This window comes from Muriicola marianensis (assembly GCF_014638095.1).
In the GTDB taxonomy this organism is placed as follows: Bacteria; Bacteroidota; Bacteroidia; order Flavobacteriales; family Flavobacteriaceae; genus Muriicola; species Muriicola marianensis.
The window spans coordinates 451,758-465,289 of record NZ_BMFH01000002.1; the positions used below are offsets into that span (position 1 = coordinate 451,758).

Genomic DNA, 13,532 nt, shown 5'->3' on the forward strand with positions numbered 1-13,532 from the left:
GCTCTACCTCATAATCTTAATTTTTTGTTAAAATAAGAATTAAAAATAAAATTCAAAATGTTGAATTCGTAAAGAAATTGTTACCCTTTTCCGGGAAACTTTTCTATTTTTGCGCACGCGTTTCGGGATGTGGTTTGTTCCTGAAGATCAGGACAGGCTGGTAGCGTATCCCGCAAGGCGGGATGGTGATGAAGATGGATGATGAATATAAGGTATACGTTCTTTACAGTGAGAAATTAGAGAAGTATTATGTCGGATTCACTTCTGATCTAACAGAAAGAATAGAAAGGCATAACACAGGTCGAAGCAGATTTACCTCGAGGGGAATCCCTTGGAAACTGATCCGGGTTTTTGATTGCGCGTCGCGATTGGAAGCTATTCGTTTAGAAAAGTGTATAAAATCCAGGGGAATTAAAAGATATCTCGAGGAAAATTAGAGGTATATGTGGCTTGTTCTCTGCAGAGCAGGACAGGCTGGTAGCGTATCCCGCAAGGCGGGATGGTCGCTGGTTCGGTCCGAACTATTGTATTGAGAATAATATTGGGCTTGTTCTCTGCAGAGCAGGACAGGCTGGTAGCGTATCCCGCAAGGCGGGATGGTCGCTGGTTCGGTCCGAACTATTGTATTGAGAATAATATTGGGCTTGTTCGCTGCAGAGCAGGACAGGCTGGTAGCGTATCCCGCAAGGCGGGATGGTCGCTGGTTCGATCGGAACTGTTGAAATGAGAATGAACTTAGGATTGTTCTCTGCAGAGCAGGACAGGCTGGTAGCGTATCCCGCAAGGCGGGATGGTCGCTGGTTCGATCGGAACTGTTGAAATGAGAATGAACTTAGGCTTGTTCGCTGCAGAGCAGGACAGGCTGGTAGCGTATCCCGCAAGGCGGGAAGGTCGCTTTGTCTAATTGACATATTGAATTATAATTAATCGGGATGTGGCGCAGTCTGGTAGCGTACGCGCATGGGGTGCGCGTGGTCGCTGGTTCGAATCCAGTCATCCCGACAGTAAAGTAGAACCATCGTCTTTAGGCGATGGTTTTTTATTTTCTATAACCGAGTGGAATATATTCAGATGAGGTTAAGAAAATAAAAAAACGAAATGAGCGCAGCGAACAGGTTCACTTTACTGTCTACACCCCCAACTCTGGATCACGCCGCAGGCGTAATCCAGAAAAGCACCAGAACTTATCTTTTCAATGACATTAGGATGAAATAAACGAAATGAGCTCGGCGAAAAGGTTCACTTTACTGTCTTCACCCCTCCCGATAGCTATCGGGATCGGATCACGCCCGGAAAGTAGAGCACAGCTCACTTTCGGGGAGCGTAGTCCAGAAAAATCCAAGAGTAATCATTTTACGAAGCGTAGGATCCTCAGGAATAGCTGATAGAGTAGAGGAAGGAGGGTTACCAAAACAAGCCCCAGGAAGATCAATCCGTAATTTTCTTTAACCCATGGGATCTCACCGGTGATAAACCCCGTAAAAGTAAACAGGCAGACCCAAAGGACAGCTCCCATGATAGATTGCCTTGTAAATAATTGGTAATCCATTTTCACTGCGCCTGCGAAAAAAGGGATATAGGTCCTTACCACAGGGAAGAACCTGGAGATGATGACGGCCCTGCTTCCGTATTTCAGCATGAATTCGTCCGTTCGTTCCAGTGATCTTCTAAGAAAGCGATTCTCTTTCTTAAATGCCCATCTTCCAAAGAGCGTCCCCATCTTGTAGTTGAATAAGTAGCCCAATATAGCGGCGGAGATCAAACAGGGTACAACTATGTAAATATTTAAAGGGGTTACAGCGGCGACCACACCAACAGAAAATAACAATCCATCACCCGGAAGAAAAGGACAAAAAATGATGCCCGATTCGGAAAATATAATGCTAAACAGGATGAAATAAGTCAGCAGCAGATTCGATTCAACCTGCCGGATCAAAAAATCGTCCGTGTTGCTGATCAATTCAAATAATTCCATTATAAAGAAATACGTTTACTTTTTGTACAGGACATCATAATATGGGGTCATGTAGATAATGATACCAGGATAAAGCAAGATCGTTTTATCTTTTTTTGACATGATCTGGCCACTGAACCTGGAATTCGACAGAGTAAGACACTGGATAAAATCCGGGTAAATACCGCTTTATTCCTGTGCTCGTCATTGTAAAATGTAGACCGCAATACCGGTGAAATAACCGATCAGTGCAAGTATGGAAAAACGTTTCAGGTACCAGAGAAAGTCGATATTCAACAACCCCATAGCGGCCACCCCCGCAGCAGAACCAATAATGAGGGTGCTTCCCCCTGTACCCGCACAGTAGGCCAGGAAGGTCCAAAAGGGGTCATTGACAGGAAAAGTTTCCAGGGAATACATGCCCATCGCCCCAGCTACCAAAGGAACGTTGTCTATGACTGCAGACAACAGCCCGAGGAAGGCATTGGAGATGTAGAAATTTCCAAAGCTCACTTCCATCATTTTACCAACCTCTTCCAAAATCCCGAGTACTTCAAGAGAAGAAACGGCCAGCAGGATCCCCAGGAAAAAGAGAACACTGGGAGTATCTATTCGCTGTAAGGTCTGGGCCACGGAAAACTGCCGTTGGACCTCTCTGCTCTTTTTTCGGTGTAGCACCTCTGTGACCAACCACAACACGGACAACGCAAAGAGCATTCCCATAAATGGAGGTAGGTGCGTCACGTTCTTGAACACAGGCACAAATAGCAGGAGGAGAACACCAAGGACCAGTACGATCCGGCTTTCCCGGGGGTATAGATTTTCCGTAGGTACCTGCTTAAGCTCAACCAACCCCTGAAGAGCCTTCGTCCGGGTAATACTGACCAGTAACAAGGGAGCCAGGAGGCAGGCCAAACTCGGCAAAATGGCCGTTTTGATGATCTCGACAGAACTGAAGTATCCTGCATTCCAAAGCATGATCGTCGTGACATCCCCAATGGGAGACCACGCTCCACCGGCGTTAGAGGCGATGACAATAAAGCCCGCGAAATACCAGAGATCTTCGGTTTTGTCGAACAGCTTTCTCAACAGGGCCACCATCACTATGGTGGTGGTCATATTATCCAGGACGGCCGACAGGAAAAAGGCCACAAAGCTCAGGATCCATAAGAGATGTGTTCTTTTTTTGGTCCTGATCAGGTCCTGAACTATTTCGAATCCGCGATGGGCATCAATGAGTTCAACGATGGTCATGGCCCCAAGCAGAAAAAACAGGATCTGTGCGATCTGTTCAAAATGCGAGCCGAGCTCTTCGAATACTCCTTCGTGTTCTATGTTGAGAACGAGGATAGTCCACAGGACGACCCCCATGAACAAGGCTGTGGCAGCCTTGTTCACATGAATCTTGTGTTCTACGGCGATCAGCAGATAGCCTAGCAGAAATATTACGATGATCAGAGTGGTAGCCATATTTAAAAATATGGAAAAAATCAGGATGCCGACCTGAATGATCCGGGAAGATTACAGTTTTTCTCTATCAATTTTTTCCATTTTTCGGCTCTTTCCACCTCAAAGTCTTGAGAGACCTGTCCATCTCTGTCATAGAGGTTTAATAGGGTACTCTTCTCTGCCGGTTTTGTATGGATCAGTTCCAGGTCGACCCTGACCAGATCAAAACTTACATTCCCGTTTGTTTTTCTTCTGTTTCGCTCTATCAGTACATTACATTTCTCAATGGATTCCAAAGGTATTTCTACCTTGAATAACTCCCCTGGCAGAATCCGCATATAGATCAATTTCGATCTCGTTCGGTCCAGGCCTATTAAGGTGTTGCCCCAATGTTCGTGCTCATCGAGATAGAAGCCCAATCTCCTGGCCTCCTTTTGAAATATCTTGTATTTTTTTTTCGATTGTTGTTTGCCGAGGTAAGCGATATAAAAAAAGGGTAAGAATACGAGGGTGGTCAGGATTGCTGAAACCAGACCCATTGCATAGTCCATAGTCTGTTGAATTTTAGTGATTGTGATGTGTGTAATTTTATAACCCGGAGGTTTACCCTGAGTGCAAAGGGCTACTCGCATCACAAATGACTATGGAAAGGAAAGAGGATCAGTCTTTGAAACTGAAAGTGATAACCGGGAGATGATCCTGGTAAAATATCTTTCGTAAATATTTTTCTGGGATCTGGAATTTCAGAGTTTAGGAAGTTGAACAGGATTTGGTTTGTACTGTCCGTTTCTTCCTTGGCTCGAATATAGGTTACCTGAGGATATTGATAAAAGGTGACGTTTGGATGGTGCTCAGGGAGGTCGTTATCGGTGTATCGATATACCTCATCCGAGGGTAATGACTCCACCGGACATGGCTGGAAGGATGTCCAAAGGAGGAAGGCATACAGGAGGAGCTTAATGCAACCCATACGGATCAAATAAACGGGACAAAGGTAGATTATTTCCTAACAGCATGATTAAATCGTTAACCCGATTTTGTTTAAAATCTACTCGAGATTTCATAAATACGTTACATTCGTTCAAATTCTGAATTAATTATTTTATGGTTGGATATCTGGGCTTCCTCATTGCGGCCTATGCCGTTATTGCCAATGACATCATACAGACGCTTGGAACTTTCCTGTCTTCGAACCACAAACGGCCCTGGTATGTCCTATGGGGATTCTCCGCGCTTATCCTTGTGGCGACCCTGGTCTTTGGATGGTACCTGAACCAGGGGGATGTCTCCTATGGCAGATTAGATCTGATCCCATTGCCCGACCCGCTCCATTGGTGGTATCTGATCGCCCCTGCCTCTCTGCTGGTCATAACCAGATACGGCATACCGGTAAGTACTACGTTTATGATACTGAGTGTGTTTTCCTCTACCCAGGTGATCGAAAAGATGCTACTGAAATCCTTAATGGGATATGTGATCGCATTTGTAGCGGCTTTCCTAATCTATATTCTGATCGCCCGGACTTTCGAATCCCGTGCTTCCCTTCGATTGATGGACATCAAAAAGCAAAAGAAATTCTGGCTTGCAGCCCAGTGGGGATCCACGGCCTTTTTGTGGGCTCAGTGGCTGATCCAGGATTTTGCGAACATTTTTGTCTTTTTACCACGCAGGCTCGGTCTGAACGAATTACTGCTGTCTCTGACAGTGATCCTTATTTTAATGGCCTACACCTTCCAAAAGCGGGGCGGGAAGATCCAGGAGCTGGTCAACAAGAAAGCCAATACGCAGAATATCCGGTCGGCAACCCTGATCGATCTCAGTTACGGATTGTTATTGCTGGGTTTTGGAAATCTCACAAACGTCCCCATGAGCACGACCTGGGCATTTATCGGCATCCTGGCAGGCAGGGAAATGGCCTTGAGTTACAGGCTTAACATAACGGAACTGGGAAATACCTACAAGGTCATCGTAAAGGATCTGGCCAAGGTTAATTTTGGTCTGGCGGTCAGTATACTTGTAGCATATATCATCAGGATGCTTGGGTAAGTGGATGGGTATTCGATGGTAGGACTTTAGATATGAATCAACAAAAAAAGGCCGCGATATACGCGGCCTTTCCTTTTGTAGACATGTTTACTATCGACTTGCTTCTGATTGCTTGTCGGAATCGTCCTTGACAAATTTCTGAATCACCTTCAGGATCTCATCTTTTTGGGCTCCTTTTTCCTCCAGGGTTTTGAGATAAACGTAAAAGGGCTTGTCATCTACCTTTCTGGCCAGGGTGAGGGTTCCCTCCCTGTTGTAAACCTCGTCCCAGGCAGCTCGTACTTCGGTCCAGAAGACCTCGTGGCCCGCCCACCAGTCGAGGGCTACCTTGCACCTTTCATCAGAGACGCGGGTGTAGGCATTCAACCCTTTTTCCTGGGCGAGCAATTTGTCAGCCTCCCCGTCCTTTCTGATGACCTTGTCATTGTCCTGCTCGTGTACCCAGCCATCAGCGGTGATCTCATGCCGGTTCCCCCTCAGCATCACATTGTAGTCATCTCTCTTGGTATACTCCCTTCTGGGTAGGGGAGAATCTGTTTTGTTCTCCCAGTAGTGCTTGTCGTCTACATGCACCCAGGATGCGGTCCCCGAATACCTGGGGCTGTCATCCACCTGATAGACCAATTGGGTCCACTGGCCCTGCACGTCTTCGGCAGGAAGGGTTCTGAAGGTCCAGGTGTTGTCCTTATCATAGGTGAAGACCCTGGTGTTCTCAAAAAGCCAATCCTGTCTCCAGTGCTTGATCACGGTGGAGTCATTGACCACCAGGAGATGCTGTATGGAGATCTGGTTATCCTCATCTACTATTGGCAATGCCAGTTCAAGGGCACCCGTTTTGTAGTCCGGTCTTTTTTCATATCCCTCCACAGGGGAAAAGGTCTCCGAATACTGGAATGAGATCTCGTAACATCCACACATATTCTTAATGGCATTCCGGTCCAGATCCTTTTTGTCCTGCCCTGTCATTACGGTCACGGAAAGAAATGATAACAATGAGAAAAGAGTCAATTTTCTGATTTTCATGGGATTGTTTTTTTGGTTAATGAATTCAATAAAATTTTACTTATTCTAATTTAGACTGATTAAAAATAACAATTATATTTGCGCCAAAATTAAATGGAATGATTCTAAATAAAAATTATTCTGCGATAATTTTTTTCTTTTTTGGCCTGGGTTGGCTTTCCGCCCAGGATCAGGAAAGACAGGACTCCATTTCCGTAAATCCCCTTGAGGAAGTAGTAGTGACCGCCACGCGAACAGTCAGACAAATGTCCTCACTTCCCTTGCCGATAACCCTGGTAGACAGGAAGCAATTAGAGCAAACCGGGGTCACCCGTCTCAATGAGATCCTCAGCGAACAGACGGGGATCGTCATGACCCCCGATGCCACCATAGGAGGTGGGGAAGGAGTACAGATACAGGGGATCGCCTCAGATTATGTCATGGTTCTGATCGACGGGGTACCCGTGGTCGGGCGGAGTTCAGGTAACCTTGATCTGAGTAGGCTGGCCGTTGGTAACATCCGGCAGGTGGAAGTGGTCAAAGGGCCCTCTTCCAGTCTTTTTGGCTCGGAGGCACTGGGTGGAGTGATCAATATCATAACAGAGAAACCCTCATCCGATAAAATATCGACCCAACTTTCACATCGAACAGCCACCTTCAACAATCAGAACACAACTGTTAATGTAAGCCAGAGAAAAGGCGACTTCAGCTATACTTTATTTATAGATCGGCTGAGTACTGATGGATATGACCTGGCCCCGCAGGATGAAGGGCAAACGATCAACCCTTATTACAATTATACCCTGAACGGGCGCATGACCTATAAGGTGAACGGGCAGTGGAATATTTTTGCATCCGCCAGGTATTTCTACCAGGAGTTCGATACCTCGCCGGATGTGAGCCTGGAAACCGACAACAACATCCACGTGCGGGTGGATCACAACCCGGGAGAGAAACACAAACTGCAGTATGAACTCTATTACACCCGGTATACGACTGATGAACGCACTTCAGACCCTATTGATCCGGAACTGTTCGTAGAAAATGATTTTGACCAGCGCTTGTTCCGGCCTGAGATCCGATACAACTTTTCCCCACGAGATGGCCAGACCCTGACCACAGGGGCAGGATATAACTTCGAGACCCTGGATCGGTCTCTTTTCAGGGAGCAGGTGCGGTTCGACTCCCGATACCTGTTTGCTCAATACGATTTTAGTCCTTTCGAGAAGCTCAATGTGATCGCCGGGGCACGTTTTGACAACCACAGTGTCTACAATTCCCAGCTGAGTCCGAAAATTTCGGCCCGATATACCGTCAGTCCGGCAATTGCCTTAAAAGGATCCGTGGGTTCCGGCTTCAAGGCACCCGATTTCCGACAGCTCTACCTCGATTTTAACAACGTTTCCGGAGGTGGGTATTCCGTTTTTGGAAAAGAAGTTGAGGCAGCAGGCATACAACGGTTACAGGATAATGGGGAACTGGCTTCCCTGCAGGTCGATCCTGCAACCCTGGGTGAGCCCCTGGAGGCTGAAAGTTCAACAGGGATCAACCTGGGCGTGGATTATCGAAAAGGGAGTTTCTCTTCTTCCATCAATTATTTTCAAAATGATTTCAGGGATTTGATCGATACCCGTATCCTGGCGACCAAAACCAGCGGACAGGGAGTATTCGGTTATCTCAACCGGGAAAGGGTACGGACACAGGGCCTGGAGCTCGACCTGCAATACCGACCTGTGGATCGATTGAAATTCTCAGGGGGATATCAATTCCTCCTGGCTTATGACCGAGAGGCCCGGGAGGAGGTGGAAAGAGGGGAAGTTTTTACCAGGGACCCAGAGACCAATCGCACCGTCCGCCTGGAACAGGCAGATTACTTCGGACTGGAGAACCGCTCCCGCCACACCTTTAACCTCAAGGCTTTTTACGAAATCCCTGCCTGGAAGGCGAACACGAACCTTCGGCTGACATACCGAAGTCGGTTTGGGCTCACGGATCGCAACGGAAATGGTCTGCTAGACGAATTCGACAATTCTTTTGTTCAGGGCTATGCCCTGGTCAACCTGTCATTTGAAAAGGAATTTTATAAGCATTACCGTCTGCAAATAGGGGCTAACAACCTGCTCGATTTTAAGGGCAGAAATCCCCTGGCCGCTCAGGACAGCGAATTGCTGATCAATCCCGGAATACAAATTTTTTCTAAACTCAATATTCAATTTTAAATCCAATTTTTTATGAAGACTTGTTTTCATCGATTCTGTTTGTTGTTTGTGCTGATCGCAGGGGTATCCTGTAGCGAAGATGGTACAGAAGAACTCAATGCTTTTAACATTACTGCAGTATCTCCTACTTCTGGGAGTGTAGGAACGGAGATCACCATCAGCGGGAATAATTTTCCTTCAGAAGCCTCCGATATTGAGCTCACTTTCGGGGGAGTGGCCGCGAACATTACATCCCTGAGCACAACACAGCTCACCACAGTTGTTCCTGCAGGGGCCACCTCAGGGGAGGTCCGGATCTCCATCCAGGGGACTTCTAAAACGGCCCTGCCCGGGTTTACGGTCCTGGACGAACTGGAGTCGGCCCGTGTTGAAAACCTGTTCGCGCCCCAGGAAGGCGGCCAGGGACAGGGGGAGATCGGCGGCCCCTTCACCAAATTCAGCTTCAGGACCGGTGAGGTGACTGATAGCGAAACCGAATGGGATATCGCATTCAGAGGCACCACAATCGCCGTTAACGGGGGTAGCGTCACCGGAACCAATGACGAACCGGTACGCAACGGAAATGCGGGTGCTGCCATTGTCAATGGGATCTATGACGAAATCCTGACTGCTGAGGGCCTGGAATTTGCCCAGGATGCTCAGGGAGCATTTGCCATCCCAACAGGAAGCGACAACGGATGGTATAATTATAACTTTATGACCAATGTCGTGAGTCCGATCCCCGGGGTGGTCCTTGTTTTCCGAACTCATGACGGCAGGTATGCGAAAGTGGAGATCCTGAGCTATTACGAGAATGCTCCCTCTAATCCCGACGGATTTAATGATGCCTCCCGTTATTACACTTTCTCATATGTCTATAATCCCAATGAAGGGGACACTAACCTGGGTACGCGATGAGAGGGATTCAATGGATATACATCGCTCTCAGGCTGATTCTTGGGGGATTCATGATCTATGGGGGATTTCAGAAGTTCGAAGGCCCCACGCCTTCCCCCGTGGCGGTAGTGGAAAAAGCTGAAAATTTTAAGGGTCCCTCCCAGGAAAGCACCCTGCAGAAGATCTTGTATATCAGCGGGGCAAAGCAAACCGGCTATTTCTGGCAGGTTTTGGGGGTTTGCGAGATACTGTTTGGGGTGTTACTCATTTTGCAGTACACCGGTTTTATCGGAGCTGTCTTCCTGCTGCCGATCACCCTGCATATCTTTTTGTTCCACGCCTTCCTGGAGCCTGATGAAACAGTTGAGCTCCTACAGACTGCCGGGCTGTTTGGTATTAACATCGCCCTGGTACTCAAGGAGAAGAGAATGTGGAAAGACCTCTTGTGGATAAAGCCCGTTTAAAGGTGTCCGCATGAAGGAAGCTATCATAGAGGTGTTCGAGGACTGGGCGGATAAGGTAATGCCCGAATAAAATCACGGGCAAAGGGTTACCGGCTCACGAATGTCTCCGGTTGCTTCAATAAAATAAGGCTCAAATTGCTGAGAATCCTCAGCGATTTGAGCCTTTCAAGTTATTCTGCCAACCCCTTGGTGAGGAGTGGGGTATTTAAATAAGCTTAATCGTCCAGCAGGTCGATGTGCTGCTTGATGGCGTTGCGGATACTTTGGGCGAGCTCATTGTTGCCATCAGGATCGGTAGGACTGATTTCTATGGTTCCGTCCTGGTTGCCATCAGTAGCCTGGGTAAGGTCGACCCCGGCTGTGCCGTCAAAGATCAGGCTCAGGTCAAAATCGATAACAATACCCTCGGGGACTTCTGAAATGGTGATATCAAAATTGGGATCCTCAAAATCCACTTCCACTTCGTCTTCAAAATCATGCCAGAAGATAAATGGAGTACCCTGAACGGTACCCTGGATCAGGACCGATTTGCCAAAAAGATCACTGTTTGGATCCGTTCCTGCGTCGAACTTGAATTCCAGTTCTTCAAAATTACCCATAGGCATGGTCACATTAAGAAAGCTGATCTGTCCGGCCATCAGGTCCAGTTCGAAAGGTCCTTCCAGTTCGATCTCATCCTCGAAATCGTAATAGCCATCGTCATCCCAGTCTTCATTTTCGTCCATATCGTAATCCTCTCCCGGGTCCTCCATATCGAACTCCAGCTCGAATTCCTTGAGGTTCATGCGGAAATCAGTGATGTCGATGTCGTTGTTGATACTCTTACCACTGGCCGATTTACCGGTTCCTGTAGTATTGAAAGTGCTTTTGGCGCTGATGCTCAATCGTCCCTCGCCTGCAGGGACTTCATCTTTGGAGCAACCTACCAGGGAAATGGCCAGCAGGCTTGCGAATGCAGCGAATAAATTAGTTAATCGAAAATGTTTCATTTTTAAGAGATTTGGGTTTTTAAAAGAATTAATTGTTTGTCTATAAAACAACTCAGGTTAAAAAACTCCTGAAAAATTTCAATTTTTTTAGGGACCCAATTGAAAATCGGGCTATAATATCTTAGTCCCTAACGCACTACAACATTCAATAGTATACAAGTCGGCCAGTATAGGGAACAAAAAAGAAGATCAGATAAACATTCAGAAGCTAGGGAGAGGGCCGGGATTCACCCATGTAGTTGAGTCCCGGCCTTGTTTTTAAAAAATAAAGGTGTGGATGTATTTCACGAGCACCGACTGGTTATTTACCGAAGGCAGATTGGGGAAGGCACTCATGCGATCCGTGTTGTACCCTGAATTGAGAACGACCCACAGATCCTGTCCCTCCCTGAAGTTGTAGCGGAATCGCGCATTGAGGGAGAAGATGTCCTGGGCCCCGTTGTACTGGAACAACCCGTTGAGGGACAGTTTCCGGTCGAGGGCAGTTCCTACCCGGAGTCGTGCAACGTGGAAGTTGAGCCGATCATCCCTGTCGTCGAATCTTCCATAATTGTACAGGTATTCGAGGTTTAACTGCAGGTGTTTGGAAATATACCATCCCGGACTTATGTTGAGGGTATGCAGCCATCCGTCGTAAAAGCTTCCGGTCTCGAACTGAACTCCGGTACGCATGGTACGGTCGATGGCCTGATTATACCGGAAATTGATGCGGTAGAAATCGTATTGTCCCACGGGGAGTACGACGTCTTGTGCGAGCCCAAACTCCGAGGTCAATCGTTCATAGACGCTGGTAAGCCTGATCCGTCCGCTATCCTGGTTTCTCCTTGTAAAAACCCACTCCAGGCCGTATTCCGATGAGATCACCTGGTTTTCCCCATTGTCCAAAAAGGTATTCCCAAAAGGCTGTATGGTGTGGAAGATAAAAGGACCCTGCTGGTTCAGCCACGTCTGAGAGATCAGGGCGGTGAAATATTTGAAATTCTCCCGGTCCACAAATCCCACCCCCGGATCGTAATTCTCCCCAGAAAAGATGGTTCCCAGGGTATATCCCAGACCTTGCCTCCGTCTTCTGGTCATCTCCAGTGCCAGTCGGCCATTCCTGAAATAGTCGGAATATCCCTCTTCCTGCCGGCTGTCAAAGGCCTGAGCCCATTGCACCGTGAGGTAGTCATCCCCAGATACCCGGATCAACCCGTCCAGGCCATACGCCAGGTTGGTATTGCCATCGGCATCAATCCGGCTTGTGAACATACCCCCTAAAAAGCTATTCTCATTAAAAACTCTTTTACGCAGGCGGAGCACACCAAAGTTTTCGGAAGGAATAGTATCCAGGGATTGGGTCTGCATGTCCAGCAGACCAAAATCCCAGTCGGCAGACCTGCCAATCAACCGGATTCCTCCATAAATAGGCACCTGTTCTCCCGTGTTGGTAAGGCCTATGCGTCTGCTGAAGAAAAGTCGGCTGATCCCTCCGGTACGAAAATCAAAAATCGCTGAACGCTCCTGAAAGAACTGCCGTTTTTCAGGAAAGAACAGGGAGAAACGGGTAAGGTTCACCAGCTGGTCATCTGCCTCAGCCTGGGCAAAGTCGGTGTTGATAGTGAAATCGGCTGTCAGGTTGTTCGTAATGGAATATTTCACATCTCCTCCCACATTCCACTGGGTTTCACTGTTTTCCCGATAGGCATCACCAGTCTCATTCAGGGTGAAATTCCGGTCGTATCCGCCCAGGAGATAGGGAGTAACGTACAGCGTTTTACTGGGGCTGATCCCGGTAAATACGATCTTCTGGGCCAGTGAAGGACGCAAAAAAGCCCAGTTGGTGATCGGTGGGACGGCCGGGAAAACCAGCCTTTCATTTTTATGGGCTACTTTGCGCTGTACGATGATGCCCATGGTTACCTGCCCGTCCATCGACTGGAACCGCAGGCTGGAGAAAGGAATGCGCATTTCTGCGGTCCATCCCTGTTCATCTACCACACTTTCCGCATCCCAAAAAGTGTTGAAGTCCCGGTTAAAAGCGCCACCCTGGGTAACGGTACTGACGATAGCATCATTGAATACCTCCGCATCATTCCTGATCCCTGTTGGGGTTGTGGTGAAGATATAACCGGTCTGGTTGTCGTTATAAGTGTCAAGGAGGATTTCCAGGTGGTCCGATCCGGCGATGCGGTCCCGGTAAAGAGAGGTGGCCCGAATCTCGTTCTCATGGCTTTCAAAGGCGCGTATGGAGACGTAAAAATACCTGGCGTCATAGGCCAGGCGGATCTCTGAGCGCTCCGTGGGCGGCTCCCCGGCCCGAGGTTCGTACTGAACCAGGGGCAGGGGTTTAATAGCCTCCCATTCCGGCTCATCGACCTTGCCGTCAAAACGTATATTTTCAATCCGGTCAATGAAAATGGGAGGGCCGGCCTGGGCTTTTAGGTCTGCGAAGGCGACCAAAAGTAATCCGAGAAAGATAAAGCGTCGTAGCTTCATGACTTTCCATGGTTAGGATTTTATCTGCAGACATAAAAGAAAGGCAAGATTCTAT

Annotated in this window: 12 protein-coding genes and 1 tRNA gene; 7 read left to right on the forward strand and 6 right to left on the reverse strand. The window is 47.8% G+C overall.

The window, feature by feature from the left end; genetic code table 11:
• Positions 1-194: 194 nt before the first annotated feature.
• The 3 genes from IEV19_RS13925 (at position 195) to IEV19_RS12980 (ending at position 1,002) form a co-directional block, all read left to right on the forward strand.
• On the forward strand, positions 195-437 hold the full coding sequence (locus IEV19_RS13925; protein ID WP_188371333.1) for a GIY-YIG nuclease family protein: 243 nt from the start codon (positions 195-197) through the stop codon (positions 435-437).
• Positions 438-529: 92 nt separating this feature from the next.
• Complete coding sequence (locus IEV19_RS12975) at positions 530-727, forward strand: hypothetical protein (protein WP_188371158.1); 198 nt, start codon at positions 530-532, stop codon at positions 725-727.
• Between the two features lie 201 nt (positions 728-928).
• Positions 929-1,002: transfer RNA gene (locus IEV19_RS12980), tRNA-Pro, on the forward strand.
• Positions 1,003-1,348: 346 nt separating this feature from the next.
• Here IEV19_RS12980 and IEV19_RS12985 read toward each other — a convergent pair.
• The 3 genes from IEV19_RS12985 to IEV19_RS12995 form a co-directional block, all read right to left on the reverse strand.
• On the reverse strand, positions 1,349-1,975 hold the full coding sequence (locus tag IEV19_RS12985; protein ID WP_188371159.1) for a VTT domain-containing protein: 627 nt from the start codon (positions 1,973-1,975) through the stop codon (positions 1,349-1,351).
• A gap of 183 nt (positions 1,976-2,158) precedes the next feature.
• Positions 2,159-3,424, reverse strand: a complete 1,266-nt coding sequence (gene nhaD, locus IEV19_RS12990; RefSeq protein ID WP_188371160.1) for a sodium:proton antiporter NhaD — start codon at positions 3,422-3,424, stop codon at positions 2,159-2,161.
• 20 nt (positions 3,425-3,444) lie between these two features.
• A complete protein-coding gene (locus IEV19_RS12995; protein WP_188371161.1) occupies positions 3,445-3,954 on the reverse strand; it encodes a hypothetical protein in 510 nt (169 codons plus the stop codon).
• A 553-nt stretch (positions 3,955-4,507) separates the two neighbouring features.
• Between IEV19_RS12995 and IEV19_RS13000 the strand changes: the two genes are divergently transcribed.
• On the forward strand, positions 4,508-5,449 hold the full coding sequence (locus IEV19_RS13000; RefSeq protein WP_188371162.1) for a hypothetical protein: 942 nt from the start codon (positions 4,508-4,510) through the stop codon (positions 5,447-5,449).
• 90 nt (positions 5,450-5,539) lie between these two features.
• Here IEV19_RS13000 and IEV19_RS13005 read toward each other — a convergent pair whose 3' ends face one another.
• On the reverse strand, positions 5,540-6,472 hold the full coding sequence (locus IEV19_RS13005) for a DUF6607 family protein (RefSeq protein WP_188371163.1): 933 nt from the start codon (positions 6,470-6,472) through the stop codon (positions 5,540-5,542).
• 98 nt (positions 6,473-6,570) lie between these two features.
• Between IEV19_RS13005 and IEV19_RS13010 the strand changes: the two genes are divergently transcribed.
• From IEV19_RS13010 to IEV19_RS13020, 3 genes are read left to right on the forward strand one after another with little or no spacing between them, the layout of a single operon-like run.
• Positions 6,571-8,670: a TonB-dependent receptor plug domain-containing protein gene (locus IEV19_RS13010; protein ID WP_188371164.1), complete on the forward strand. Its 2,100-nt coding sequence runs from the start codon at positions 6,571-6,573 to the stop codon at positions 8,668-8,670.
• A gap of 12 nt (positions 8,671-8,682) precedes the next feature.
• Entirely contained in the window at positions 8,683-9,567 is an 885-nt protein-coding gene (locus tag IEV19_RS13015; RefSeq protein ID WP_188371165.1) for an IPT/TIG domain-containing protein, read from the forward strand.
• Positions 9,564-10,010 (forward strand): DoxX family membrane protein, encoded by a 447-nt coding sequence (locus IEV19_RS13020; RefSeq protein WP_188371166.1) that lies wholly within the window; start codon positions 9,564-9,566, stop codon positions 10,008-10,010. Before IEV19_RS13015 ends, IEV19_RS13020 begins: the two co-directional genes overlap by 4 nt.
• A 215-nt stretch (positions 10,011-10,225) precedes the next feature.
• Here the strand turns inward: IEV19_RS13020 and IEV19_RS13025 are convergent, their stop codons facing one another.
• A complete protein-coding gene (locus IEV19_RS13025; RefSeq protein WP_188371167.1) occupies positions 10,226-10,999 on the reverse strand; it encodes a hypothetical protein in 774 nt (257 codons plus the stop codon).
• Between the two features lie 258 nt (positions 11,000-11,257).
• On the reverse strand, positions 11,258-13,477 hold the full coding sequence (locus IEV19_RS13030; RefSeq protein WP_188371168.1) for a carbohydrate binding family 9 domain-containing protein: 2,220 nt from the start codon (positions 13,475-13,477) through the stop codon (positions 11,258-11,260).
• Positions 13,478-13,532 lie beyond the last annotated feature (55 nt).